This window comes from Streptomyces sp. NPDC006552 (assembly GCF_040611655.1).
Lineage (GTDB): Bacteria > Actinomycetota > Actinomycetes > Streptomycetales > Streptomycetaceae > Streptomyces.
Genome location: NZ_JBEXOS010000039.1, coordinates 20,609 through 46,638 on the forward strand (window position 1 = coordinate 20,609; position 26,030 = coordinate 46,638).

Sequence of the window (26,030 nt, forward strand, 5' to 3'; positions counted from 1 at the left end):
GGCGCCACCATGGGCGCCGCCACCGGCTCGTCCGCGACCCTGGGGGACGCGAGGTGCGCGGGGTCCGGGGGGGAGGAGCTGTCCCGGGCTCAGCCGGCCATGTTCTCGGCGAGGCTCTGCGCCATCTCGCCGGCCATCTCCTCCACCATCTCCTCGGCCAGCTCCTCCGTCAGGTTCGACTCCGTGCCGGGGATGCCGAGGTCCTGCGCCCGCTTGTCCGCCATGGCGAGCAGCCGGCGGATGCGGCCCGCGACGGCGTCCTTGGTCAGCGGCGGGTCGGCGAGGGCGCCCAGCTCCTCCAGGGAGGCCTGCTTGTGCTCCATGCGCAGCCGTCCTGCGGCGGCGAGGTGCTCGGGCACGTCGTCGGCGAGGATCTCCAGGGCGCGCTGCACCCGGGCGCCGGCGGCGACGGCCGCGCGGGCCGAGCGGCGCAGGTTCGCGTCGTCGAAGTTGGCGAGGCGGTTGGCGGTGGCGCGCACCTCGCGGCGCATCCGCCGCTCCTCCCAGGCAAGGACCGACTCGTGTGCGCCCATCCGGGTGAGCAGCGCGCCGATCGCGTCACCGTCGCGGACGACCACGCGGTCCACCCCGCGCACCTCGCGGGCCTTGGCCGCGATGGAGAGCCGGCGGGCCGCGCCGACCAGCGCGAGGGCCGCCTCCGGGCCGGGGCAGGTCACCTCCAGGGAGCTGGAACGCCCGGGCTCGGTGAGCGAGCCGTGCGCCAGGAACGCGCCGCGCCAGGCCGCCTCCGCGTCGCAGGTGGCCCCCGAGACCACCTGCGGCGGCAGGCCCCGGATGGGGCGGCCGCGGCCGTCCACGAGGCCCGTCTGGCGGGCCAGCTGGTCGCCGCCCGCCACCACCCGTACGACAAAACGCGAGCCGCGGCGCAGCCCGCCGGGCGCCATCACGATCAGCTCCGAGCTGTGCCCGAAGATCTCGAGGATGTCCCGCTTGAGCCGCCTCGCGGCCATCGCGGTGTCCAGCTCCGCCTCGATCACGATGCGGCCGCTCACCAGGTGAAGGCCGCCCGCGAACCGCAGAATCGCCGAGACCTCGGCCTTTCTGCAGCAGGTCCGGGTGACGGGGAGCCGGGAGATCTCGTCCTTCACCGCTGCCGTCATCGCCATGGGCCGATCCTTCCATGCATCCGAAAAATACGGTCGTACGCGGCGGCCAACAGCTCCGGATCGTGCCTCGGAGTCCCGTCGGGCCTGGCTACCGGCGCCAGCTCGACCGCGGCACCGAAGCGCTCCTTGGCGGCGTCGGTCAATGACTCGCGGTCGGGCACGGCGGCCTCGTCGGCCAGCACCACGTCCAGGGCGAGTTTAGGGGCGTGTCGTCCCAAAACCTCCAAATGACGCTGCGGTGAGAAGCCATCGGTTTCTCCGGGTTGCGGAGCGAGGTTGAGCGAGAGGACGCGGCGGGCCTTGGTCTCGACGAGCGCGTCCAGCAGTTCGGGGACGAGCAGGTGCGGGATCACGGACGAGAACCAGGAGCCGGGGCCGAGCACCACCCAGTCCGCGTCGCGCACCGCGGCGACCGCCTCGGGCACAGCCGGCGGGTCGTGCGGCACCAGGTGGACCGACTGCACCTCACCGGGGGTGAGGGCGACCGTGGCCTGCCCGCGGACCGTGTCCACCGCGTCGGGGCGGGCCGGGTCGTGGCCCCGGACCAACGCCTGGAGCTCCAGCGGCACCGCCGACATGGGCAGCACGCGCCCGTGCGCGCCGAGCAGCTCGGCGACCAGGTCGAGCGCCTGGACGTGGTCGCCCAGCTGCTCCCACAGGGCGACGATCAGCAGGTTGCCGACCGCGTGCCCGTTCATCTCGCCCGGTGAGTGGAAGCGGTGCTGGATGACGCGGGCCCAGGTCTGGCCCCAGTCGTCATCGTCGCACAGGGCCGCGAGGGCCTTGCGCAGGTCCCCGGGGGGCAGCACCCCCAGCTCGTCCCGGAGGCGGCCGCTGGAGCCGCCGTCGTCGGCGACCGTGACGACGGCCGTCAGGTCGCCGGTGATGCGGCGCAGCGCGGCCAGGGAGGCCGACAGGCCCATGCCACCGCCGAGGGCGACGACTTTGGGCGTGGCGCCCCTGCGGCGCGCCGTCGGGGCTTTCTTCCGGCTCAGCCTGCTGGTGAGCCGGAGCGTACGTCCTGTCATTCCCGGCCCATGTCGCGGTGGACGACGACGGTCTCCACGCCCTGGGCGGCGAGCCGGGCCGCGAGCTTCTCGGACGTGGCGACGGAGCGGTGCTTGCCGCCGGTGCAGCCGACGGCGATGGTCACGTACCGCTTGCCCTCGCGGCGGTAGCCGGCCGCGATCAGCTGGAGCAGCTCGGTGTAGCGGTCGAGGAACTCCTTGGCGCCGGGCTGCGCGAAGACGTAGTTAGACACCTCCTCGTTCAGGCCGGTGAAGGGGCGCAGCTCGGGGACCCAGTGCGGGTTGGGCAGGAAGCGCATGTCGACGACGAGGTCGGCGTCGACGGGCAGCCCGTACTTGAAGCCGAACGACATGACGGTGGCCCGCAGCTCGGGCTCCTCCTCGCCGGCGAACTGGGCGTCCATCTTGGCGCGCAGCTCGTGCACGTTCAGGCTGGAGGTGTCAATGACGAGGTCGGCGTCGCCGCGCAGCTCGCGCAGGAGTTCGCGCTCGGCGGCGATGCCGTCGACGATGCGGCCGTCGCCCTGGAGCGGGTGCGGGCGGCGCACCGACTCGAAGCGGCGTACCAGGGCGTCGTCGGAGGACTCCAGGAAGACGATGCGGCGCGTGACGTGCTTGGCCTCCAGGTCCGCGAGGGACTCCCGGAGGTTGTCGAAGAAGCGCCGTCCGCGGACGTCGACGACGACCGCGATCCGTGCCACGTTCCCCTGGGAGCGGGCGCCGAGCTCCACCATGGTGGGGATCAGGGCGGGCGGCAGGTTGTCGACGACGAACCAGCCGAGGTCCTCCAGGCACTTCGCCGCGGTGGAGCGGCCCGCGCCCGACATCCCGGAGATGATCACCAGCTCGGGGATGACCGGGTCGGGGGCGGCCTGGGTGTCCTTCGTGGCGGCTGTGCCGGTACTCACCTGTGCTCCGTGCTCCGCCGGCGCGGGGTCCTGTGCCGTGCCGCTGATGTCGCTGCTCTGGTCGTGCTCGCTCATTGCTCCTGCCCCCGTCGTTCCTCCGAGGGGCCCGTGGCGACGGGCTCCCCGGCGGAGGGCGCGTCCGTCGCGTCCTCCGGTGTGGTGTCCACTTCGTCTTCCATGATCTCTCCGGTGGCCATGTTCACGGCGGGCCGCGCGGGGGCCGCCGTGGCGAAGGCCGCCACGATCGTCTCGGCCGTCTTGCGGCCTATGCCGGGAACCTCACAGATCTGGTCGATTGTGGCGGACCGCAGCCGCTTCACCGAACCGAAGTGCTTGATGAGCGCCTGTTTGCGCGCGTCGCCGAGGCCCGGCACCTCGTCCAGCGGGCCGGCCCGGAAGCGCTTGGCCCGCTTGCTGCGCTGGTAGGTGATGGCGAAGCGGTGGGCCTCGTCGCGCACCCGCTGGAGGAGGTAGAGCCCCTCGCTGGTGCGGGGCAGGATGACCGGGTCGTCCTCGTCCGGCACCCAGACCTCTTCGAGGCGCTTGGCCAGACCGCAGACCGCGATGTCGTCGATCCCCAGCTCGTCCAGGGCCCGCTTGGCCGCCGCGACCTGCGGCTGGCCGCCGTCGACCACGACGAGCTGCGGCGGGTAGGCGAACTTCTTCGGGCGGCCGTCCTCCTCGGTGAGGGTGGACTCGCTCGGCCCCTCGTCGTCGGTCAGCTCGGTGTCGGACCACTCCCCCGACTTCTCCTGCACGGCGAGGTAGCGCTTGAAGCGGCGCGTGATCACCTCGTGCATGGAGCGGACGTCGTCCTGTCCTTCGAAGCCCTTGATCTGGAAGCGGCGGTATTCGCTCTTTCGGGCGAGGCCGTCCTCCAGGACGACCATGGAGGCGACGACGTCGTCCCCCTGGAGGTGCGAGATGTCGTAGCACTCGATGCGCAGCGGCGCGCTGTCCAGGCCGAGGGCCTCCGCGATCTCCTCCAGGGCGCGCGAGCGCGTGGTGAGGTCGGAGGCGCGCTTGGTCTTGTGCAGGGCGAGCGCGTGCAGCGCGTTCCGGTGGACCGTCTCCATGAGCGCCTTCTTGTCGCCGCGCTGCGGGATGCGCAGGGACACCCCCGAGCCGCGCCGCTCGGTGAGCCAGGCCTGGACGGGCTCCACGGGGTCGGGCAGCGCCGGGACGAGGACCTCCTTGGGGACGGAGTCCCCGCTCTCCTCGCCGTAGAGCTGCTGGAGCGCGTGTTCGACCAGGTCGCCGCTGGTGACCGCCTCGACCTTGTCGGTGACCCAGCCGCGCTGGCCGCGGACGCGTCCGCCCCGGACGTGGAAGATCTGGACGGCGGCCTCCAGCTCGTCCTCCGCGAGGGCGATGAGGTCGGCGTCGGTGGCGTCGGCGAGGACGACCGCGCTCTTCTCCATGGCCTTGCGCAGCGCCTCGATGTCGTCGCGCAGCCGGGCCGCGCGCTCGTACTCCATGTCCTCGGCCGCCACCACCATGTCCTTCTCCAGGCGGCGGATGTACGTGCCGGTGCGGCCGGCCATGAAGTCGCTGAACTCCTCGGCCAGCTCGCGGTGTTCCTCGGGGGTGACGCGGCCCACACAGGGGGCCGAGCACTTGCCGATGTAGCCGAGGAGGCAGGGGCGGCCGGTCCGGGTCGCGTTCTTGAAGACCCCCGCGGAGCAGGTGCGGACCGGGAAGACGCGCAGCAGGAGGTCGACGGTGTCGCGGATCGCCCAGGCGTGCCCGTAGGGCCCGAAGTAGCGCACGCCCTTCTTCTTCTGGCCGCGCATCACCTGGACCCGCGGGAACTGCTCGTTCATCGTCACCGCGAGGTACGGGTAGCTCTTGTCGTCGCGGTACTTGACGTTGAACCGGGGGTCGTACTCCTTGATCCAGGAGTACTCCAGCTGCAGCGCCTCGACCTCCGTGGCCACCACCGTCCACTCCACGGAGGCGGCCGTGGTGACCATGGTGCGCGTACGGGGGTGCAGGTTCGCCAGGTCCTGGAAGTAGCTCGCCAGGCGCTGGCGCAGGCTCTTCGCCTTTCCGACGTAGATCACCCGGCGGTGCTCGTCGCGGAACCTGTACACCCCTGGCGAGTCGGGAATCTGTCCCGGCTTGGGGCGGTAGCTGGAGGGGTCGGCCATGTCAGACACCCTACTGGCGGGGTGTGACAGCGCGGGGCCCCGGCGGAGGCGCCCCGGCCGCCGGGCGCCCGCGCGAGCAGCAAAGCTTGTCGAGTGCAGGTCAACACGCTTCAATGCCGGGTGACTTGGGACGGTGCAGCGGAGAAGCGGGAGGCCCGGATGCGGCCCGGCGAACGGCACACGGAAGCGGCGCAGCTCCCCGCCCTGGACGCGGCGCTGCGCACCGGCCCGTTCCACCTCGCCCTGCGGGCGGCGATCGCCGCGCGGCGGCTGCCGCTCCACCGGGTCCAGCACCATCTGTCGCGCCAGGGCATCAAGGTCGGCGTGACGAGTCTGAGCTACTGGCAGCAGGGCGCGCGGCGGCCGCAGCGGGCCGAGTCGATGCGGGCCGTCCGCGCCCTGGAGGAGATCCTCCAGCTGCCCGAGGAGTCCTTGATCCGGCTGCTCGGACCCGCCGGGAGCCCGGTCGCGCCGCCCCGCCCCGCGGTCCGTTCGTACCGCTCGCTCGTCCGGGCATCGGGGGTCCTCGAACGCCTGCTCGGGGAGTTGGAGTCGCCGCTCGACGGCGGGCTGCACACCGTGGGACAGCACGAACGGGTGCGGATCGGGGCGCACCGGGAGCTGCTCGGCCGGGACTCCCAGCTCGTCGTGCGGGCCCACCGCGACGGGGTGGACCGGTACGTGGCCGTTCACCACGGCGACCCCGGGTGCGCGCCCGCGGACGTGGCCGTGCGCGCCCTGGAGAACTGCCGCACGGGGCGGGTGCGCTGGGACGGCGGGACGGGCGTACTGGTGGCGGAGCTGCTCTTCGACGCGCGGCTGCGGGCCGGGGAGACCCATCTGTTCCGCTACGGCTTCGAGGACGGCACGGCCGGCCCCACCACCGAGTACGTGCGCGGGTTCAGCTTCGCGGGCGGGCAGTACGCGCTCCAGGTCCGGTTCACCGAGGACGCGCTGCCCCTGCGCTGCCACCGCTTCGCCCAGCGGTCGGCGGCGGCGCCGCGGGGCGGCCGCCAGGAGCTGGCGCTGAGCGGCCGGCACCGTTCGGTGCACCTGGTGGAGCCGCAGGTGCGGGCGGGGCTGCTGGGGATCGGCTGGGAGTGGGAGTGAGCCCGGCCCGGGCGGGGACGGGCTACTTCTTCGGGCGCACGACGAGTTTGCCGCCCCGGACCTCGACCGCCAGCTCCTCCAGCGGCTCGGTGGCCGGGGCGTGCAGCACCTTGCCGGTCGTGGCGTCGAACTTGCTGCCGTGGCAGTTGCAGGTCAGCTCCGTGCCTTCGAGCATCCGGATCGGGCAGCCGGCGTGGGTGCAGATGGTGCTGAACGCCTTGTAGGCGCCGTCGGTGTCGTCACGGGTGCGGCTGACGACGACGTGCTCGTCGTTGTAGAGCTTCGCCCCGCCCGCGGGAACCTCGGTGGCCTTGCCCAGGTCGACCGGGGCGGTGGGCGCCGCCGCGGCCCCGTCGCCGGACCCGGTCGAGCAGGCGGTCAGGCCGAGCCCGGCCGTCCCCGCGACGGCGGCGCCGCGCAGGGCGGTGCGGCGGGAGATGCGGGAGGGGACGGTGCGGGACATCTGGACTCCACGGGGCAGGGGTGCTGGGGGCGACAAGGGTGGCGGATCAGACGATACCGGCGCGGGTGCGGGGGCTTCCGCGGGTCTCGGGTCTGCCCGCGGCAGCACCGGGAGCGGCCTGGAGCTGGGCGCGGGCCGGGCTTGATCAGGCGCGGCGGGCTCGCCGTGCTGCCCGGCACGCCCCCGCGTTCGTGCCCGTACGGGCGGCGGACGTGCCCGTATCGGGGACGGCGGCTGCCGCCCGGCACGGGACGCTTTAGCCTGCCGTCGTCGGCACCCGTCGTCGGCACCCGTCGTCGGCACCCGTCGTCGGCACCCGTCGTCGGCACCCGTCGTCGGCACCCGTCGTCGGCACCCTGTGCACGCGCGCCCCGCCCGCTCCGCCCCCCGCCCCGCACACCCGTTCATCCCCGTCCGAGAGGAACCATCGTGATCGTCGTCGCCGGAGAGGCCCTGATCGACCTCGTGCCGCTGGGCGCGGGCGCCGAGGGCGGCCCGGACGCCGCTCTGCCCGCCCTCGCGCCGCGGCTCGGCGGCGGGCCCTACAACACGGCGGTGGCGCTCGGCCGGCTCGGCTCCGACGTGGCGTTCTGCTCGCGCGTGTCCCGGGACGCCTTCGGTGACGCCCTGCTCGACGGTCTGCGGACGGCCGGTGTCGACACCGCCCCGGTGCAGCGGGGAGACGAGCCGACGACCCTGGCGGTCGCCTCCATCGGGGCGGACGGCTCGGCCGGCTACTCCTTCTACGTCGAGGGGACCGCCGACCGCCTCTTCACGGTGCCGGACGCCCTCCCGGCGGGCACGCGCGCGGTGTCGTTCGGCACCTGCTCCCTGGTCCTGGAACCGGGGGCGAGCGCCTACGAGGAGCTGATGCGCGCGACCGCCGCGCAGGGCCTGTGCACCGCGCTCGACCCGAACATCCGGGCGGGCCTGATCCCCGACGCGGACGCCTACCGGGCCCGCTTCCGGAGCTGGCTGCCGTCCACCACGCTCCTCAAGCTCTCCGAGGAGGACGCCGAGTGGCTCGGGGGCACGCCCCGCGCGTGGCTGGCCGCCGGACCCGCGGCCGTGGTCGTGACCCGCGGCGGGGACGGGCTGACCGTCTTCACGCGGAACGGCGGCGAACTGTCCGTGCCCGGTGAGCGGGTCGACGTCGTGGACACCATCGGCGCCGGGGACACCGTCAACGCGGCGCTGCTGCACGGCCTCGCGCACCTGGACGCCCTCTCCCCCGCGGCCGTCGGCGCCCTGGACGGGGACGGCTGGGCGCGCCTGCTGCGGTTCGCGGGGCGCGCGGCGGCGCTCACCTGCTCCCGGGCGGGCGCCGAGCCGCCGTACGCGTCCGAGGTCGGGGCGCTGTAGCGACCGCGCCCCCGCACGCACCGCACGCGAGCGGCTCGGCGGGCCGGGACAGCGCACGGCGCCCCGCGGGAAGCTCCCGCGGGACGCCGTGCGTACGCGCTCTCAGGCCTTGCGGGCCCGGGTCGCCGTCTTCTTGGCCGCGGGCTTGGCCGCCGCCGCCTTCGCCGTGGCGGTCTTCTTGGCCGGGGCCTTGGTGGCCGCCACGGTCTTCTTCGCCGCGCTCTTGCGCTTGCGGGCGGCGGGCGCCGAGGCGTCGCTGACCCGGTCGGCGCCGAGCACGTCCCGCAGGAACTTGCCGGTGTGGCTGGCGGGTTCCGACGCGACCTGCTCGGGGGTGCCCTCGGCGACGACGATGCCGCCGCCGTTGCCCCCCTCGGGGCCCATGTCGATGACCCAGTCCGCGGTCTTGATGACGTCGAGGTTGTGCTCGATGACGATCACCGAGTTGCCCTTGTCGACGAGGCCGGACAGCACGGTGATGAGCTTGCTGATGTCCTCGAAGTGCAGACCGGTGGTCGGCTCGTCGAGCACGTAGACCGTCCGTCCCGTGGAGCGCTTCTGCAGCTCGCTCGCGAGCTTCACGCGCTGCGCCTCACCGCCCGAGAGGGTCGGCGCGGACTGCCCGAGGCGGACGTAGCCGAGGCCCACGTCGTTCAGCGTCCTGAGGTGGCGGGCGATCGCCGGGACGGCCTCGAAGAAGGCGAGGCCCTCCTCGATCGGCATGTCCAGGACCTCGGCGATGGACTTGCCCTTGTAGTGGACTTCCAGGGTCTCGCGGTTGTAGCGCGCGCCGTGGCAGACCTCGCACGGGACGTACACGTCCGGCAGGAAGTTCATCTCGATCTTGATGGTGCCGTCGCCCGAGCAGTTCTCGCAGCGGCCGCCCTTGACGTTGAAGGAGAAGCGGCCCGGCAGGTACCCCCGGACCTTCGCCTCGGTGGTCTCGGCGAAGAGCCTGCGGACGTGGTCGAAGACGCCGGTGTACGTCGCCGGGTTCGACCGGGGGGTGCGGCCGATGGGCGACTGGTCGACGTGCACGACCTTGTCGACGAGGTCGTCGCCCTCCACGCGCGTGTGACGGCCGGGGACGGAGCGCGCCCCGTTCAGCTCGCGCGCCAGGTGCGTGTACAGGATGTCGTTGACCAGCGTGGACTTGCCGGATCCGGAGACGCCGGTGACGGCCGAGAGGACACCGAGCGGGAAGGACACGTCGATGTCCCGCAGGTTGTTCTCCTTGGCGCCGTGCACGGTGAGGTGGCGCGCGGGGTCCACGGGGCGCCGGACGTCCGGCACGGGGATGGACCTCTTGCCCGACAGGTACTGGCCCGTCATCGACTCGGCGTTGCTCAGCAGCCCCTTCAACGGTCCGCTGTGCACGACCTTGCCGCCGTGCTCGCCCGCGCCGGGGCCGATGTCGACGACCCAGTCGGCGACCTTGATGGTGTCCTCGTCGTGCTCCACCACGATGAGCGTGTTGCCCATGTCCCGCAGGCGGACCAGGGTCTCGATCAGGCGGTGGTTGTCGCGCTGGTGGAGGCCGATGGACGGCTCGTCGAGCACGTACAGGACGCCGACGAGTCCGGAGCCGATCTGGGTGGCGAGGCGGATGCGCTGGGCCTCGCCGCCGGAGAGCGTGCCCGCCGCCCGGTTCAGCGAGAGGTAGTCGAGGCCGACGTCGACCAGGAAGCGCAGCCGCTCGTTGACCTCCTTCAGGACGCGCTCGGCGATCTTCTTGTCCCGCGCGTTCAGCCGGAGCTTGCCCAGGAAGTCGGCGCAGTCGCTGATCGACATCGCCGAGACCTCGGCGATGGACTTCTCCATGACCGTGACGGCGAGGACGATCGGCTTGAGGCGGGTGCCCGCGCAGGTGGGGCAGGGCACCTCGCGCATGTAGCCCTCGAAGCGCTCGCGGCTGGAGTCCGACTCGGCCTCGCTGTGGCGGCGCTTGACGAACGGCACGGCGCCTTCGAACGGCGTCGTGTACCGGCGCTCCCGCCCGTAGCGGTTGCGGTAGCGGACCTCGATCTGCGTCTTGTGGCCGTGCAGCAGCGCCTTCCTGGCGCGCTGCGGCAGCCCGCCGAACGGGATGTCCGTACGGAAGCCGAGGGCGTCCGCGAGCGCCCCGGTGAGCCGGGCGAAGTAGTCCTTGGTGTGCCCGTGCGACCAGGGGTGGATGGCTCCCTCGTCGAGCGACTTGTCGGGGTCGGGCACGATCAGGTCGGGGTCGACCTCCATGCGCGTACCGATGCCCGTGCAGTCGGGGCAGGCGCCGAACGGCGAGTTGAAGGAGAAGGAGCGGGGCTCCAGCTCTTCGAAGGACAGGTCGTCGTGCGGGCAGTACAGGTGCTCCGAGTACATGCGCTCGCGCTCCGGGTCGTCCTCGGGGAGGTCGACGAAGTCGAGCACGACCATGCCGCCGGAGAGACCGAGGGCGGTCTCCACGGAGTCGGTCAGCCGGCGCTTGGCGGAGTCCTTCACGGTGAGGCGGTCGATGACCACCTCGATGGTGTGCTTCTCCTGCTTCTTCAAGGCCGGCGGCTCGGAGAGCTGGATCGTCTCGCCGTCCACCCGCGCGCGGGAGTAGCCCTTGGTCTGCAGGTCGCCGAAGAGGTCGACGAACTCGCCCTTGCGCTCGCGCACCAGCGGGGAGAGCACCTGGAAGCGGCTGCCCTCGGGCAGCTCCAGGACCTTGTCCACGATGGCCTGCGGCGACTGGCGCGCGATGGGGCGCCCGCACTCGGGGCAGTGCGGCTTGCCGATGCGCGCGAAGAGCAGGCGCAGGTAGTCGTAGACCTCGGTGATGGTGCCGACCGTGGAGCGCGGGTTGCGCGAGGTCGACTTCTGGTCGATCGAGACGGCCGGGGAGAGTCCCTCGATGAAGTCGACGTCCGGCTTGTCCATCTGGCCGAGGAACTGGCGGGCGTACGAGGAGAGCGACTCCACGTAACGCCGCTGTCCCTCGGCGAAGATCGTGTCGAACGCGAGCGAGGACTTGCCGGAGCCGGACAGACCGGTGAAGACGATGAGGGAGTCGCGCGGGAGGTCGAGCGAGACATTCCGGAGATTGTGCTCGCGCGCGCCACGGACGATGAGACGGTCGGCCACGCCGGTCCGCACCTTTCTTGGAAGAAGTGTCAGGGGCAGGGCCCCCGCGGAGCAGCCCTGGGAAGACTGTCGTTTTGAAGACTAGGGGGAGCCACTGACAACGCGGTCGGCTTCCCGTTCTCGGTAACAAACCCGGACCTTCAAGAATGCCCGATGCCAGCGCCGAGCTTATAGCACGTACATTCGATTCCCGCATGATGTCGGCCACCTTCACCCGATCGTGTGGCCCGGCTACCGTCTGCGCCATGAACCATCACGAGCGCGACCTGGAGTGTGTACGCACGGCGACCGAGCGGCTGCTCGCCGCGGCCGGTGCCCTGGACAACGCAGCTGTGACGCAGCCGTCACGGCTTCCGGGCTGGAGCCGGGGCCACGTACTCGCCCACCTCGCCCGGAACGCCGACGCGCTGCGCAACGTCCTGGCGGGCCGCCCCATGTACGAGAGCGCCGCGGCGCGCGACGCCGACATCGAGCGGGACGCCCCGCGCGAGCTGCCCGCCCAGCTCGACGACGTCCGGCGGAGCGCGGAGCGCTTCCAGGAGGCCGCAGCCGTGGAGGCCGACTGGTCGCGCACCGTGGAACTGCGCAACGGCGTCAAGGACGTCGCCTCCCGGGTGCCCTTCCGGCGCTGGATCGAGGTCGAGCTGCACCATGTGGACCTCGGCATCGGCTACGAGCTGGAGGACCTGCCCGCGGAGTTCGTCCGGCGGGAGACCGAGTTCCTCGCCGACCGCTTCCGCGACCACCCGGGGCTGGCGCCGCTGCTGATCAAGCAGGACGACGGCCTGATGCTCTCCACCGGCGCCGTGCGGGGGCTGTCCGTGCGGGAGATCGAGGACGGCGCGGTCCCGCCTCTCGGGATCGTCGTGCGGGGCCGGCAGGCGGACCTGCTGGGGTGGCTTTCGGGCCGCCGGGACGGAGCGGCCCTCTCCGTGGACCGCGGCTCCCTGCCCGCGCTGCCCCCGCTATAGGCTGGCCGCATGACGTACAGCGGAGCGGTGAAGGTCGGCGGCCCGGCGGACGTGCACGAACTGCAGGACCTGATGATCTCCAAGGTCGCGGTCGGGCCGATGGACAACAACGCCTATCTGCTGCGGTGCCGCGCGACCGACCAGCAGCTGCTGATCGACGCGGCGGCCGAGGCGGCGACGCTGCTGCGGCTCATCGGTGACGACGGCATCGCGTCCGTCGTCACCACCCACCGCCACGGTGACCACTGGCAGGCGCTCGAAGAGGTCGTGGCCGCCACCGGCGCGCGCACGTACGCGGGGCGCGACGACGCCGAGGGCATCCCGGTCGAGACGCGGGTCCCCGTCGCGGACGGGGACACGATCAGCTTCGGGCACATCACGCTGACCGCCCGCCACCTGGTCGGCCACACCCCCGGCTCCATCGCCCTCGTCTACGACGACCCGCACGGCCACCCGCACGTCTTCACCGGCGACTGCCTCTTCCCGGGCGGCGTGGGCAACACGCACCAGGACCCGCAGGCGTTCGCGCGGCTCATCGACGACGTGGAGACGAAGATCTTCGCGCCGCTCCCGGACGAGACCTGGGTCTACCCGGGGCACGGGAACGACACGTCGCTGGGCGCCGAGCGGCCGCACCTCGCGGAGTGGCGCGCGCGGGGCTGGTAGTGCCGCCGGGGAGCCCGCCCTACGCGGGAGCGGCGCCCGCGGCCGCCAGACTCGCCACCCGCTCCACGCCGAACGCGTAGCCCTGTACGCCGCACCCCGCGATCACGCCGTCGGCGCGCAGGGACACGTAGGAGTGGTGCCGGAACGCCTCGCGCTGGTGGATGTTGGAGATGTGGACCTCCACCACGGGCAGGCCGTCACAGGTGTTGAGCGCGTCCAGGACCGCCACCGAGGTGTGCGAGTACGCGGCCGGGTTGATCACGATGCCGACGTGGTTCTCGCGTGCCTCGTGGATCCAGTCGACGAGCTCGCCCTCGTGGTTGGACTGGCGGAAGTCCACGGTGGCGCCGTGCGCGGCGGCCGTCCTGACGCACAGGGCCTCGACGTCGGCCAGGGTGTCGCGCCCGTAGATCTCCGGCTGGCGCTTGCCCAGCAGGTTCAGGTTCGGGCCGTTCAGGACCAGGATCGGCGCGGTGGCGAGGGTGTGCGGCACAAGGACCTCCATGCGGCGGGCGGATGCTCCTTGAGGGTGTATCACGCGGGGTGCGCACGGCCGGAGCCGCAGGGTCACGGGGTGACGGCCAGCTCCACGTAGGCGGCCAGGATCACCAGGTGTACGCCGCCCTGGAGCGGTGTGGCCCGCCCGGGGACCACGGTCAGCGTGGTGACGATCATGGTCAGCGCGAGCAGCACCATGTGCGTGGCGCCGAGCCCGAGGACGAGCGGTCCGGACAGCCAGAACGAGGCGACGGCGACGGCCGGCACCGTCAGGCCGATGCTCGCCATCGCGGAGCCGAGCGCGAGGTTGAGGCTGGTCTGCACGCGGTCGCGGCGGGCCGCGCGCAGGGCCGCGATGGTCTCCGGGAGCAGCACGAGCAGCGCGATGATCACGCCGACGACGGCGTGCGGCATGCCCGCCGCCGCCACGCCGTGCTCGATCGTCTTCGACACGCCCTTGGCGAGGCCGACGACGGCGATCAGCGCGAGGGCCAGCAGTCCGAGGCTGACCAGGGCGGTGCGGGTGCTCGGTACGTCCGCGTGGTCGTCGGCGTCGATGACCTCGCCGTGCCGGGTGATCGGCAGGAAGTAGTCGCGGTGGCGCACGGTCTGCGTGGCGACGAAGAGCCCGTACAGGACCAGCGCGGCGACGGCCGAGAAGAGCAGCTGGGAGGTGGAGAACTCCGGTCCCAGCCTGCTGGTGGTGAAGGTCGGCAGGACCAGGCAGAGGGTCGCGAGGGTGGCGACGGTGGCGAGGGCGCCGCCGGTGCCTTCGGACTGGAAGATCGCGACGCGGTGGCGGAGCGCGGCCGAGAGCAGGCTGATACCGACGATGCCGTTGCAGGTGATCATGACAGCGGCGAAGACCGTGTCCCGGGCGAGCGTGGAGCTCTTGGCGCCTCCGTCGGCCATCAGGGTGACGATGAGCGCGACCTCGATGATGGTGACGGCGACGGCGAGCACCAGCGAGCCGAAGGGTTCGCCGACGCGGTGGGCGATGACCTCCGCGTGGTGGACGGCCGCGAGGACCGAGCCGGCGAGGACGACGGAGACGACGGCGACCAGGGCGCCCGGCAGGTCGCGGCCCCAGGTGAGGGCGAGCAGGACGACGGCCAGCACCGGGACGAGGACGGTCCACCGCGTGGCCAGAGCCCGGAGTCTGGTGATCATGCCTTCGATGGTGCCCGGGGCGGGGCGGCGCCGCGACTTCGGCGGCCGCCCGCGCCCGTCGCCGTCAGACGTCGATGCGGTCCTTGCGGGCCGCTTCGGCCGCGTCCCGCTCGGCCTGCTTCTTGGAGGCGATGAGGCTGGTGATCGTGGTGATGACCAGGACACCGCAGATCACGGCGAGCGAGACCGGGATGGAGATCTCCGGTACGTGCACCCCGTTCTCGTGCAGGGCGTGCAGGACCAGCTTCACGCCGATGAAGCCGAGGATCACCGACAGGCCGTAGCTGAGGTGGACCAGCTTCTTGAGCAGGCCGCCGATGAGGAAGTACAGCTGGCGCAGTCCCATCAGGGCGAACGCGTTCGCCGTGAAGACGATGTACGGGTCCTGGGTGAGGCCGAAGATCGCGGGGATCGAGTCCATCGCGAAGAGCACGTCGGTCATGCCGATGGCGAGCATGACGACGAGCAGCGGCGTCATGACCTTCTTGCCGTGCTCCCGGATGAACAGCTTCGTGCCGTGGTACCGGTCGGCGACGCCGAACTTGTGCTCGATGGACTTCAGGAGGCGGTTCTCCTCGAACTCCTCCTCCTCCTCGTCGTCCGACATCGCCTCCTGGACCAGCTTCCAGGCGGTGTAGATGAGGAACGCGCCGAAGATGTAGAAGACCCAGGAGAAGTTGGCGATGACGGCGGCGCCCGCCGCGATGAAGATCGCCCGCAGCACGAGCGCGATCAGCACGCCGAACAGCAGCACGCGCTGTTGGAGATGGGTCGGGACCGAGAACTTCGCCATGATCAGGATGAAGACGAAGAGGTTGTCGACGCTGAGCGACTTCTCGGTGATGAAGCCCGCGAAGAACTCGCCGCCGGCCTGGCTGCTGCCCCAGATCGTCACGCCGATGCCGAAGAGCACGGCGAGCGCGATCCAGACGACCGTCCAGACCCCGGCTTCCTTGATGGATACGTCGTGGGGCTTGCGCCCGATGAAGAAGTCGACCGCGATCAGGGCACACAGACCAAGAATGGTCAGCACCCACAGGGTCATCGATACGTCCACTGCGCCTCCGGCGTCGTACGGCTACTGATCAGCGTCGTCGCTGCCGGAGGTCTCTTCCACCCGGGCGCCACCGCGCCGCGGGCCGGCGCCCCGGGATCGTCGGCCATCGGGCCGGGTCGTCCGTATTGACGGGAACGCCGCGTACGGGAGTACTCCCCTCCGCGTAAAGAAGAGTACTCGAAACACCCATGAAAGGTAAAGCGTTAAGTAAAGAACGTGCCAAGTTCCCAGGTCAGAGCCGTCGCTCCCGCCGGGCTGCGGACACCTTCGCGAGGACCTGGCGCAGCACGTCGCTGCCGGGCGGGACCGGCGGCGGCTCGTACGTCCACGCGTGCCCCACCCAGGGGTCGGCCAGGTGGTCGCCGGGCAGCGGTGACAGCCGCAGCAGCGTCCGCCACAGGGGGTCGAGCAGCGGCCCGTACTCCTCGGCGTCGGCCCGGTCGGCCACCAGGAGCAGATGCACGCCGACCTGCGGCCCCTCATCCGCGAGGTAGCGCAGCCGGGCCAGCGCGCGGTCGTCGAAGCCGTGCGGGAAGTCGTGCACGATCAGCAGCTGCTCGGCCGGGTCCAGGTCGGCCGGCAGGGCGTCGGCCGCGCCGTGGCGCACCGCGAGGTGGACCAGGTCGACCCGCTCGGTGAGCCGGGTCAGCGTCTCGGTGACACCGGACGCCCCCCGGGCCACGGGACCGGCGAGCACCCCGGCCTCGACGAGCGGGGCGAGGGCGGACGCCGCGGTACCCGCCGGGTCGAGGACGTGCACGCTGAACTCGCCCGCCGGATAGGCCGCAAGCAGCCGCGCCGCCAGCTCGGTCGCGGTGTGCGCGGCGCGGGCCCGCAGCGCGTCGGCGTCGGCGAGGGCGTCCGCATCGGCGGTGCCCGCGTCGATCCACAGGCCGCGCTCCAGGGGCAGCCGCACCAGCATCGGGATGCGCAGGCCCGCGCCCTCGCTCTCGGGCAGCCGCAGATCGCCCAGGCGGACGGCCATGGGCAGCTCCATGGGGCTGCGGTAGGCGTGCCAGCACGGGTTGTCCCAGTCCGCGTACGCCGCGGGCAGTGCCGGTTCGACGACCTCGGACTCGGCGACCAGCTGGGCCAGGTCCCGGTCGATGGCCGCCCGCGCCCGGTCGACGAGAGCCACGTGCTTGGCGGCGGCGGCCTCGCGCGCGGCGTCCGCCGCGCCGCCGAGGCGGCCACGCGGGTCGCTGAGCACGTGGTCCAGCTCCTGCTCCATGCGGGAGTCGGCGAAGTCGACGGCGCTGCGGTAGGCGGCCACCGTGCGGGCCAGGTCCTCGAACATGCCCCACACCTGGTTGTAGAGCCGCTCTTCCATGCTCCAGCCGGACGCGTCGCCCGCGACGGGGACGGCGGGGCGCTCCGGCTCGGCGGCCGTCCCAGGCGCCGGGGACGGCGGCGGGGACGCCTGGCGGCCCGGGTGGGTGTAGTCGACGGGGCCGGCCGGGACCGCGCCGTGGGCCGCGGGGGCGGCGGGCGGCGGGCCGCCCGCGGCGTGCCCGGCGGTGGCGGCCGCCGGGACCTGGGTCCCGCCTGCCGGCCGGGGCGGGGCGGCCACCGTGCGCGAAAGCCCCTGGGCGACGGCGTCGTGCACGGCGCCCGCCAGTGCCCGGGCGTCGGGCACGCCCTGGTCGGCGAAGAGGGCGGCCAGCCCGTCCGCGTACCCCTGGCCGACGGCGCGCACCTTCCAGGCGCCCCCTCTGCGGTACAGCTCCAGGGCGGTGACGGCCGACTCCGTGTCGAGGTCGGTGATGGTGTAGCTGGCCACTTCGGTGCCGTCGACGCCGGTGACCGCGACGAACGGGGCGGCGACGGCGCCGAACCGGGTGGGCCCGCCGGTGCCGGGCGCCAGGGCGAGCAGCACGGTGACGCGGTGCACGTCCGCGGGCATCGCGTCCAGGTCGACGGCGAGCCGGTGGTCGGCCGCCGCCTGGCGCGGTACTTCGAGGCCGGGCAGCGCGGGCGCGCCCGGGTGCGCGACGTGCTCGGGGCCGCGCACCGTGCCCCGGTCGTCGGCGAGCGTGGCGCCCGCGACGACCGGGTGGCCCGCCGACACCCGGATCTCCAGGCGGGTGCGGGCCAGCGGGTGGTTCTGGCCCCGCACCAGTTCGGCCGCCATCGCGCGCCCGCTACAGGCCGGGCAGGATCGCGGGCATCAGGTCCTGGAACGTGCGGCCGTTGGCCGCCGTGCCGAGGGCCGTCATCTTCCAGCCCGTGCCGTCGCGGTGCACCTTGGCCATGATCTGCGCCGTGTACTGGCCGCCGCCGTCGAGCGTGTACCGGGCCAGCTCCTGGCCGGTCGTCTCGTCGACCAGGCGGCAGAACGCGTTCTGCACTTCCTGGAAGGTCTGGCCCGTGAAGGAGTTGACCGTGAAGACGATCTGGTCGATGTGGACCGGGACGCGGGCCAGGTCGACGAGGATCGCCTCGTCGTCGCCGCCCTGTCCCGCGCCGCCCACCAGGTTGTCACCGGTGTGCCGCACGGAGCCGTCGTCGCTGACGAGGTGGCGGAAGAAGACCACGTCGACGGGTTGCTTGTCGGCGAAGAGGACCGCGGACGCGTCGAGGTCGATCTCGCGCGTGCGGGTGCCGAACAGGCCGCGCCGCGGGGCGGCCTGCCAGCCGAGGCCCATACGGACAGCGGTGAGCGTGCCACCGCCCCGCTTCTCCAGACTGATGGCCTGACCCTTGGTCAGGCTGATGCCGGGCCCCTGGGAATTACCTGCGGAATCGGCCGTCACGTGCTGCCCCTCTCGAGCGTCCCCTGTTGCCGCGCCTCGCGCGCGGTTGGGGCAAACCCTAGGGGGCGGCACGGACAACGCGACCACCGCGGGGCGGTTTTTGTGGCGGTCCTGCGACAGACCGGCCGCCGCGCCCCGTCCGGGCCGGGCAGGTCAGGCGATGCCCGCCTCCCGCATCTGCCGCAGCTCCTTCTTCATCTCGGACACCTCGTCGCGCAGCCGGGCGGCGATCTCGAACTGGAGGTCGGCGGCGGCGGCCCGCATCCGCTCGGTCAGCGCCTCGATCTCCTCGGACAGCTCGGCGGCGGGGCGGTCGGTGACGACGGTCTCCGCCGCCTTGCCGCGCTTCTTCTTGCCGGTGTCGGCCGTGCCGAGCGCGGGGACGGGGGCCTTGGCGCCCTTCCCGTCCTTGCCGCCCTTGCGGTAGCCGGTGCCGAGCAGCGCCTCGGTGTCGACGTCCTCGCGCGCGATGGACGCCACGATGTCGTTGATCTTCTTGCGGAGCGGCTGCGGGTCGATGCCGTGCGCCGTGTTGTACGCGACCTGCTTCTCGCGGCGCCGGTTGGTCTCGTCGATGGCCTTCTCCATCGCCGGGGTGATCCGGTCGGCGTACATGTGGACCTGGCCCGACACGTTGCGCGCCGCGCGGCCGATGGTCTGGATCAGCGACGTGCCCGAGCGCAGGAAGCCTTCCTTGTCCGCGTCGAGGATCGCCACCAGGGAGACCTCGGGCAGGTCGAGCCCCTCCCGCAGCAGGTTGATGCCGACCAGGACGTCGTACTCGCCCGCGCGCAGCTCGCGCAGGAGCTCGACGCGGCGCAGGGTGTCGACGTCGCTGTGCAGGTAGCGCACGTGGATGCCGAGCTCCAGGAAGTAGTCCGTGAGGTCCTCGGCCATCTTCTTGGTGAGCGTGGTGACCAGGACGCGCTCGTCCTTGTCGGTCCGGGTGCGGATCTCGTGCACCAGGTCGTCGATCTGCCCCTCGGTGGGCTTGATCACGACCTCGGGGTCGACCAGGCCGGTCGGGCGGATGATCTGCTCGACGTAGCCGTCCGAGCGGGCCAGCTCGTAGTTCCCGGGCGTCGCCGACAGGTAGACGGTCTGGCCGACGCGCTCCTGGAACTCCTCCCACTTCAGCGGGCGGTTGTCGAGCGCGGACGGCAGCCGGAAGCCGTGGTCGACGAGGGTGCGCTTGCGGGAGGCGTCACCCTCGTACATGGCGCCGATCTGCGGCACGGTGACGTGCGACTCGTCGATGACCAGCAGGAAGTCGTCCGGGAAGTAGTCCAGGAGGGTGTTCGGCGGGGAGCCGGGCTCGCGGCCGTCGAAGTGCATCGAGTAGTTCTCCACGCCGGAGCAGGAGCCGATCTGGCGGAGCATCTCGAGGTCGTACGTGGTGCGCATGCGCAGCCGCTGGGCCTCCAGCATCTTGCCCTGCTTCTCCATGGTGGAGAGGGTCTCGGTCAGCTCCTTCTCGATGTCGTTCACCGCGCGCTCCAGGCGCTCGGGGCCCGCCACGTAGTGCGAGGCGGGGAAGATGTAGAGCGAGTCGTCGTCGCTGATGACCTCGCCGGTGAGCGGGTGCAGCGTGGAGAGCCGCTCGATCTCGTCGCCGAACATCTCGATGCGGACCGCGAGCTCCTCGTAGACCGGGAAGATCTCGATGGTGTCGCCGCGCACCCGGAAGGTGCCGCGCTGGAACGCCAGGTCGTTGCGCGTGTACTGGATGTCGACGAAGCGGCGCAGCAGCTCGTCCCGGTCGAACTCGGCGCCGACCTTCAGGGGGACCATGCGGTCCACGTACTCCTGCGGCGTACCGAGGCCGTAGATGCACGAGACGGAGGCGACCACCACGACGTCGCGCCGGGTCAGCAGCGAGTTCGTCGCGGAGTGGCGCAGGCGCTCCACCTCCTCGTTGATCGAGGAGTCCTTCTCGATGTAGGTGTCCGACTGCGGGACGTACGCCTCGGGCTGGTAGTAGTCGTAGTACGAGACGAAGTACTCCACCGCGTTGTTCGGGAGCAGCTCGCGGAACTCGTTCGCCAGCTGGGCGGCCAGCGTCTTGTTCGGTGCCATCACCAGGGTGGGGCGCTGGAGCTTCTCGATCATCCACGCCGTGGTGGCGGACTTGCCGGTGCCGGTCGCGCCGAGCAGGACGACGTCCTTCTCGCCTGCGCGCACGCGCTTGTCCAGCTCGGCGATGGCCGCGGGCTGGTCACCGCTGGGCTGGTACGGACTGACAACCTCGAAGGGTGCCACCGTGCGTTCGATCTTGGATACGGGCCGCATGGATTCCACCGTACGACCCCCCACTGACAACCGGGTCCGATCCGCCTCGCGGGCGGCTGCGTCACCAGCCCTGCGGGGTGCGCGGCAGGGACCGGTCGGGGGCCCGGCGGGGCCGCGGAACACCGGCGCGCGAGCGGCCCTCGCGCTCCGCCTCCAGGGCGTCGCGCCAGTCGGGGCGGCCCATGACCAGCAGCGGGTCGAACATGACGACCACGCCGGCCAGGAGCAGGAAGCACAGCGGGCCGACCATCATGGGGGCGAGGATGCCGGCGGCCGATTCCCCTCCGGGGGAGCCGGTGGCGCCGCCGTGGGTGCGGACACTGACGGCCGCCATGCCCATGTAGTGCATGCCGGAGACGGCGAGCCCCATGACCAGGCTCGCGCCGAGGCTCCACAGGATGCCCCGGATCTGGACGGCGGCCCACAGGGCGGCGGTGGCGGCCGCCATGGCGATCACCACGGAGGCGCCCACCAGGAAGGTGTTGTACTCGATCGTCCCGTGCAGCCGCATTCCGGCCATCCCGAGGTAGTGCATCGTCGCGACCCCGAGGCCGGTGATGGTGCCTCCGGTGAACAGGGCGGGCCCGGTCGCTCCCTTGTAGCCGACGATGAAGACGCCGATGCCGACCATGACGATGGCCACTCCGAGGCTCGCGAACGTCAGCGCCTTGTCGTAGTGGACCGGCACCCCTTCGACGCTGAAGCCCATCATCGCGATGAAGTGCATCGTCCATATGCCCGAGCCGATCGCCGCGGAGCCGAGCGCGAGCCAGCCGGCCCGCCAGGTGTCGGCCACCAGCAGCGACCTGGTGGTGCACCGCAGACCGAGAGCGCCACCGAGGCAGGCCATGAAGTACGCCACCAATGGCGTAACCAGTCCGTAACTGAAGCCGTCGACCGTCCCTCGCATGCGCCGCAGCCCTTCCGCCGGTGTCCTGCCCGAGATGTCCTGCTCGTTCCCGTGTCAACGACCACTGGGGCGGCCGCGGTTGAAGCTGAGATTAAAGCGCACGGAACGACGCCCGACCGATTTTCCGGCAAAGAAAGTCCGGCGTCGAAGGCGGGGTCGGTCGCGAGCGGGTGACGGCGTTCAACCTATGACCATCCTTCGCCTGTGTTCTGTCGGCCGTTGCCTGTCAGTGTCGTGCCGTCCGTGATCTCACGACGCATGAGGAGCAGACGTGTACGTACGCGCAGCAGCCGCACTCGCCTCGGTGACGGGCTCCGTCGTCATCGGTGTCCTGGTCCTGCCCGCGGCCGCCGAGGCCGCGACCGGGCACGGCAGACCCGTGGTCATCGCCCACCGGGGCGCCTCCGCCTACGCCCCGGAGAACACCCTGGAGGCCATCGACGAGGCCGACGACCTGGACACCACCTGGGTCGAGAACGATGTGCAGCGCACGAAGGACGGCGTCCTGGTCGTCATCCACGACACGACCCTGAACCGGACCACCGACGTGGAGCAGGTCTTTCCCGATCGCGCCCCCTGGAATGTGCGGGACTTCACAGCCGCGGAGATCGAAAGGCTGGACGCCGGCAGCTGGAAGGGCGCGGAGTTCGCGGGCGAGCGGGTGCCGACCCTCCACGAGTACCTGCGGCGGGTCGACCACAACCGCCAGAAGCTGCTCATGGAGATCAAGTCGCCCGAGCTGTACCCGGGCATCGAGGCGCAGATCCTGCGCCAGCTCCGCGCGGACGGCTGGCTGCGGTACGACCACGTCCGGGACCGGCTGGTCGTGCAGAGCTTCAGCGCGGACAGCATGCGGACCATGCACGCGTTGCGCCCCGCCATCAAGACCGGCTTTCTGGGCACCCCCGCCGTGGCCGATCTGCCCGCATACGCGCAGTTCGTCGACCAGATCAACCCGAGCAACACCACGATCGACGCGGACTACGTGCGCGCCGTCCACGCCGTCAAGGGCGCGCACAAGAAGCGCCTGGAGGTCAACACCTGGACGGTCAACGACGCGGCGACCGCCCAGCGGGTGGCCGCCTTCGGTGTCGACGGGATCATCACCAACGCCCCGGACGTGGTGAGCGACGCCGTCGACGACTGACCGGGCGCGGCGGCGTTGTCAGTGCCCGGCCCTACCGTGGTCGGCATGGACGCCACCGGGCAGAACGAGAGCGCACCACCCGAGCCGCCGGCCGCGCCGGTCGTGCCCCGGCGGGTCGAGTGGACCGTCGTGGCCACCGGCATCGGGCCCCTGCTGCTCGCCGCGACGGACGAGGGCCTGGTGACCGTGGCCTTCCACGCCACCGACGCGGTGCGGGACGCGCTGCTGGGCCGGCTCGCCGCCCGGTTCGCCACCGAGCCGGCCGAGGCGCCGCACGCTCCCGTGCTCGCCGAGGCGGCCCGCCAGCTCGCGGAGTACTTCGCCGGGCGGCGGCGCGCCTTCGAGCTGCCGCTCGACTGGTCGCTGACCAGCGGGTTCAACCGGGAGGTGCTGCGCGAGCTGGCGGCCGGGGTGCCGTACGGGGCGGTGGTCGGGTACGGGGAGCTGGCCCGCCGCGTCGGACAGCCCCGCGCGGCGCAGGCCGTGGGCGCCGCGATGGGGGCCAATCCCCTCCCGGTGGTGGTGGCCTGCCACCGGGTGGTGGAGCGCGACGGCGGGATCGGCGGGTTCGGCGGCGGCCTGGAGACCAAGCGGCGGCTGCTCGCGCTGGAGGGGGTGCTGCCCGAGCCGCTCTTCTGAGAGGGCCCCGGGAGCGCACCCACCCTGCACCTGGCCCCCGGCACGGCCACGGACCCGCGGGCGGCTGCTCAGCTCAGCGTGAGGTGATAGGCCTTGCGGAGCGTCTCGTGGACCGTCCACGTCGTGCGGTCGCCCGCCCGGAGCACGGCGGCCGTGCCGGGGGCCAGGTGCAGGGTGGGGGCGCCCTCGACCTCCACGGTGGCGCGGCCGCTGACCACCACGAAGAGTTCGTCCTCCTCGGTGTCGGTGACGACGCCCGGGGTGATCTGCCAGACGCCGCGCAGCTGCCTGCCGTCGGCGGACTCCCAGAGCACGGCGCCGGTGACGACCGGGTCGCCGGAGACGATCTGGGCGGGGTCGAGCGGTTCCGGTTCCAGCGCGACGTCCGGGACGTGCAGGGCGAAGGAGGCGGCCGCGGCGGCGGGCGGTTCGTTCGTGGTCATGGTCGCCGACCCTAGACGGCCCGCGCCCCGGGGCTCACTGGACGGCTCGTAGCGTGTGCGCGGCCCCGACTGGACGGCCCGTCGAGAGCGCGGCGCCCGCCCTCCCCCGGCGCTCCGCTACTCCTTCGTCCCCCACGCCGAGATGAGCGGCGCCGTCGCCAGGTCCATCGAGCCCTCCGCCACGTTGGCCAGGTGCTGGTCGATCTCCTCGTCGGTGGCCAGGTCCGCCGCGACCAGGGTGGCGCGGATCTGTTCCACCGTCGCCCGCTCCAGCGCCGTACAGGCGGGTGAGGTCAGCGGGAAGAAGGCGTCCGCCTCGACCCGGGCGAGGCCCGCCTCGCGCAGCAGACGCGGGAGTCTGCGGCCGTAGGAGAGGTCGGCGCCGCGCTCCTTGAGCAGGGCGCGGAAGCCGTGGCGCAGCCGGTTGGCCAGCTGCTGCGCGGGGCTGTGCTCGTCGGGGCAGAGCAGCGGCTGCAGGCCCGGGTCGGCGTCCTCGATCAGCAGGTGGCCGCCGGGGCGCAGGGTCTGGACCATGGAGCGCAGCGCCCGCTCCCGGTCCGGGACATGGACCAGCACGAGCCGGGCGTGCACCAGGTCGAAGCGCTCGGCGGGCGGCGCGTCGGCGCCCACGTCGTGCCGGCGCACCTCCACGGGGGCCGGGGGCGCGGCGTCCTGCCAGGACGTGTCGATGTCGGTGGCGAGGACCCGGCCGGCCGGGCCGACCGTGCGCGCCAGCCAGGAGACGACCGAGGCGCCCCCGGCGCCGACCTCCCAGCAGCGCCACCCGGGACCGATGCCGAGCCGCTCCAGGTGCCGGAAGGTCGGTGGGTCGAAAAGGGTGGAGAAGGCGTCGAACCGCCGCCCCGCCTCGGGCTGTCGGTTGTCGAGGAGATAGCCGTCTCTGCCGGGGCGCGTCATGGGCCGATCATCTCAGCCGGTCTGCGGATACCCGCGCTCCGCCCCGGACGGCCGGGCGGCGGTTGCCCGGCTGTCCGGGGCGGCTGGCAGACTGGCCGGTCACGCCGGCCCGGCGCCGGGGCGGCGGGCCGGGTACGAGCACGTACCGGCACGGGAACGGGCGCGAGGAGCCGAGCATGTCGATGGCGGGCAACCTGCGGAAGGTCGGTGGCCTGCGCGGGGTGGGCGGGCTGCGGAAGGTCGCGCGGCTGGCGCGACGGCGGTCCCGGGTCGATCTGAGCCACCCGGCGCGCTCCCCGCTGGGCACGGCGGTGGTGAACTGCGTGACGTACCGCGCGGGGGTGCGCGAGCGCGGTGGCCGCGATCTGGTGGAGGCGGTGCGCGCGGTGCGGGCGGCGGACGACGGGTTCGTCTGGCTGGGGCTGCACGAGCCATCGGAGCTGGAGTTCGCGGACGTCGCGGAGCTGTTCGACCTGCACCCGCTGGCGGTGGAGGACGCGGTCCACGCGCACCAGCGGCCGAAGGTCGAGCGGTACGGGCAGACGCTCTTCGCCGTGTTCAAGACGGTCTGTTACGTCGAGCACGCGGAGCTGACCGCGACCAGCGAGGTGGTCGACACCGGCGAGATCATGGTCTTCGTCGGCCGGGACTTCGTGATCACCGTGCGCCACGGGCGGCACGGTTCGCTCGGGCCCGTGCGGGAGGGCCTGGAGGCGGCGCCCGAGCAGCTGGCCAAGGGGCCGGCGGCGGTGCTGCACGCGATCGCGGACAGCGTGGTCGACGACTATCTGACGGTGACCGATCAGGTGCAGTCGGACATCGACGCGGTCGAGGCCGACGTGTTCGCCCCGGGCGGGGCCCGCACCGACCCGGGCCGCATCTACCAGCTCAAGCGGGAGTTGCTGGAGCTGAAGCGGGCGGTGGCGCCGCTGGCCCGGCCCGTGATGGAGCTGGCCGGCCGCCCGTTCCCGGTGGTGCCGCCCGAGATCCAGGCGTACTTCCGTGACGTGTCGGACCACCTGCTGCGGGCCTCCGAGCAGATAGCGGCCTTCGACGACCTGCTGAACTCGATCCTCCAGGCGCATCTCGCGCAGGTGACGGTCGCGCAGAACGAGGACATGCGCAAGATCACGGCGTGGGCCGCGATCGTCGCCGTGCCGACGATGGGCTGCGGGATCTACGGCATGAACTTCGACCACATGCCGGAGCTGCACTGGCGGTTCGGGTATCCGCTCATGGTCGGCGTCATCGCGGTGATCTGTGTCGGCGTCTACCGGGGGTTCAAGCGCAACGGCTGGCTGTGAGCCGGCCGCCGC

At 72.3% G+C, this 26,030-nt stretch carries 22 protein-coding genes; 7 read left to right on the plus strand and 15 right to left on the minus strand.

Translation table 11 applies throughout. From position 1 onward, the window contains the following. Positions 1–89: 89 nt before the first annotated feature. The 4 genes from whiA to uvrC are packed head-to-tail and all read right to left on the minus strand — an operon-like array spanning position 90 to position 5,213. The gene (gene whiA / locus ABZY33_RS22270; protein WP_356493361.1) at positions 90–1,127 is read right to left on the minus strand and encodes a DNA-binding protein WhiA; all 1,038 of its coding nucleotides are present in this window, start codon (positions 1,125–1,127) and stop codon (positions 90–92) included. Then, positions 1,118–2,155 (minus strand): uridine diphosphate-N-acetylglucosamine-binding protein YvcK, encoded by a 1,038-nt coding sequence (gene yvcK, locus ABZY33_RS22275; protein ID WP_356493362.1) that lies wholly within the window; start codon positions 2,153–2,155, stop codon positions 1,118–1,120. The genes whiA and yvcK overlap by 10 nt, the downstream gene beginning before the upstream one ends. Beyond that, positions 2,152–3,138, minus strand: coding sequence for an RNase adapter RapZ (gene rapZ / locus ABZY33_RS22280; protein WP_356493363.1), 987 nt, complete (start codon positions 3,136–3,138; stop codon positions 2,152–2,154). Before rapZ ends, yvcK begins: the two co-directional genes overlap by 4 nt. Then, complete coding sequence (uvrC, locus tag ABZY33_RS22285) at positions 3,135–5,213, minus strand: excinuclease ABC subunit UvrC (protein ID WP_356493364.1); 2,079 nt, start codon at positions 5,211–5,213, stop codon at positions 3,135–3,137. Before uvrC ends, rapZ begins: the two co-directional genes overlap by 4 nt. A 159-nt stretch (positions 5,214–5,372) precedes the next feature. On the opposite strand from uvrC, the gene ABZY33_RS22290 reads away from it, so the two are divergent. Continuing rightward, positions 5,373–6,323 carry a hypothetical protein gene (locus ABZY33_RS22290; protein WP_356493411.1) on the plus strand — a complete coding sequence of 317 codons (951 nt, stop codon included), beginning with the start codon at positions 5,373–5,375 and terminating at the stop codon, positions 6,321–6,323. 22 nt (positions 6,324–6,345) lie between these two features. Here the strand turns inward: ABZY33_RS22290 and ABZY33_RS22295 are convergent, their stop codons facing one another. After that, a complete protein-coding gene (locus ABZY33_RS22295; protein WP_356493365.1) occupies positions 6,346–6,786 on the minus strand; it encodes a Rieske 2Fe-2S domain-containing protein in 441 nt (146 codons plus the stop codon). A 429-nt stretch (positions 6,787–7,215) separates the two neighbouring features. Here ABZY33_RS22295 and ABZY33_RS22300 point away from each other — a divergent pair, with 429 nt between their 5' ends. Beyond that, positions 7,216–8,148 (plus strand): carbohydrate kinase, encoded by a 933-nt coding sequence (locus ABZY33_RS22300; protein WP_356493366.1) that lies wholly within the window; start codon positions 7,216–7,218, stop codon positions 8,146–8,148. A gap of 102 nt (positions 8,149–8,250) precedes the next feature. On the opposite strand, the gene uvrA is transcribed toward ABZY33_RS22300, so the two are convergent. Beyond that, complete coding sequence (gene uvrA, locus ABZY33_RS22305; RefSeq protein WP_356493367.1) at positions 8,251–11,253, minus strand: excinuclease ABC subunit UvrA; 3,003 nt, start codon at positions 11,251–11,253, stop codon at positions 8,251–8,253. A 245-nt stretch (positions 11,254–11,498) separates the two neighbouring features. On the opposite strand from uvrA, the gene ABZY33_RS22310 reads away from it, so the two are divergent. Together ABZY33_RS22310 and ABZY33_RS22315 are read left to right on the plus strand one after the other, a co-directional pair. Next, positions 11,499–12,224 carry a maleylpyruvate isomerase family mycothiol-dependent enzyme gene (locus ABZY33_RS22310; RefSeq protein ID WP_356493368.1) on the plus strand — a complete coding sequence of 242 codons (726 nt, stop codon included), beginning with the start codon at positions 11,499–11,501 and terminating at the stop codon, positions 12,222–12,224. 9 nt (positions 12,225–12,233) lie between these two features. Further along, positions 12,234–12,890: an MBL fold metallo-hydrolase gene (locus ABZY33_RS22315; RefSeq protein ID WP_356493369.1), complete on the plus strand. Its 657-nt coding sequence runs from the start codon at positions 12,234–12,236 to the stop codon at positions 12,888–12,890. A gap of 19 nt (positions 12,891–12,909) precedes the next feature. Here ABZY33_RS22315 and aroQ read toward each other — a convergent pair whose 3' ends face one another. The 7 genes from aroQ to ABZY33_RS22350 form a co-directional block, all read right to left on the minus strand. Next, positions 12,910–13,383: a type II 3-dehydroquinate dehydratase gene (aroQ, locus tag ABZY33_RS22320; protein ID WP_356493412.1), complete on the minus strand. Its 474-nt coding sequence runs from the start codon at positions 13,381–13,383 to the stop codon at positions 12,910–12,912. 74 nt (positions 13,384–13,457) lie between these two features. Next, positions 13,458–14,558: an ionic transporter y4hA gene (locus ABZY33_RS22325; protein ID WP_356493370.1), complete on the minus strand. Its 1,101-nt coding sequence runs from the start codon at positions 14,556–14,558 to the stop codon at positions 13,458–13,460. Between the two features lie 64 nt (positions 14,559–14,622). Further along, complete coding sequence (locus ABZY33_RS22330) at positions 14,623–15,615, minus strand: TerC family protein (RefSeq protein ID WP_356493371.1); 993 nt, start codon at positions 15,613–15,615, stop codon at positions 14,623–14,625. 232 nt (positions 15,616–15,847) lie between these two features. After that, complete coding sequence (locus tag ABZY33_RS22335) at positions 15,848–17,746, minus strand: TerD family protein (RefSeq protein WP_356493372.1); 1,899 nt, start codon at positions 17,744–17,746, stop codon at positions 15,848–15,850. A gap of 10 nt (positions 17,747–17,756) precedes the next feature. Next, positions 17,757–18,323: a TerD family protein gene (locus tag ABZY33_RS22340; protein WP_356493413.1), complete on the minus strand. Its 567-nt coding sequence runs from the start codon at positions 18,321–18,323 to the stop codon at positions 17,757–17,759. A gap of 198 nt (positions 18,324–18,521) precedes the next feature. Further along, positions 18,522–20,657: an excinuclease ABC subunit UvrB gene (gene uvrB / locus ABZY33_RS22345; protein WP_356493373.1), complete on the minus strand. Its 2,136-nt coding sequence runs from the start codon at positions 20,655–20,657 to the stop codon at positions 18,522–18,524. Between the two features lie 61 nt (positions 20,658–20,718). Further along, positions 20,719–21,567, minus strand: a complete 849-nt coding sequence (locus ABZY33_RS22350) for an MHYT domain-containing protein (protein WP_356493374.1) — start codon at positions 21,565–21,567, stop codon at positions 20,719–20,721. A 271-nt stretch (positions 21,568–21,838) separates the two neighbouring features. On the opposite strand from ABZY33_RS22350, the gene ABZY33_RS22355 reads away from it, so the two are divergent. Further along, positions 21,839–22,714, plus strand: a complete 876-nt coding sequence (locus ABZY33_RS22355; RefSeq protein ID WP_356493375.1) for a glycerophosphodiester phosphodiesterase family protein — start codon at positions 21,839–21,841, stop codon at positions 22,712–22,714. Between the two features lie 45 nt (positions 22,715–22,759). Further along, positions 22,760–23,353 (plus strand): methylated-DNA--[protein]-cysteine S-methyltransferase, encoded by a 594-nt coding sequence (locus ABZY33_RS22360; RefSeq protein ID WP_356493376.1) that lies wholly within the window; start codon positions 22,760–22,762, stop codon positions 23,351–23,353. A gap of 68 nt (positions 23,354–23,421) precedes the next feature. On the opposite strand, the gene ABZY33_RS22365 is transcribed toward ABZY33_RS22360, so the two are convergent. Together ABZY33_RS22365 and ABZY33_RS22370 are read right to left on the minus strand one after the other, a co-directional pair. Further along, entirely contained in the window at positions 23,422–23,796 is a 375-nt protein-coding gene (locus tag ABZY33_RS22365) for a cupin domain-containing protein (protein ID WP_356493377.1), read from the minus strand. A 117-nt stretch (positions 23,797–23,913) separates the two neighbouring features. Beyond that, complete coding sequence (locus ABZY33_RS22370) at positions 23,914–24,714, minus strand: methyltransferase domain-containing protein (RefSeq protein WP_356493378.1); 801 nt, start codon at positions 24,712–24,714, stop codon at positions 23,914–23,916. Positions 24,715–24,890: 176 nt separating this feature from the next. Between ABZY33_RS22370 and ABZY33_RS22375 the strand changes: the two genes are divergently transcribed. After that, a complete protein-coding gene (locus ABZY33_RS22375; RefSeq protein ID WP_356493379.1) occupies positions 24,891–26,018 on the plus strand; it encodes a magnesium and cobalt transport protein CorA in 1,128 nt (375 codons plus the stop codon). The last annotated feature ends 12 nt before the right edge of the window (positions 26,019–26,030 follow it).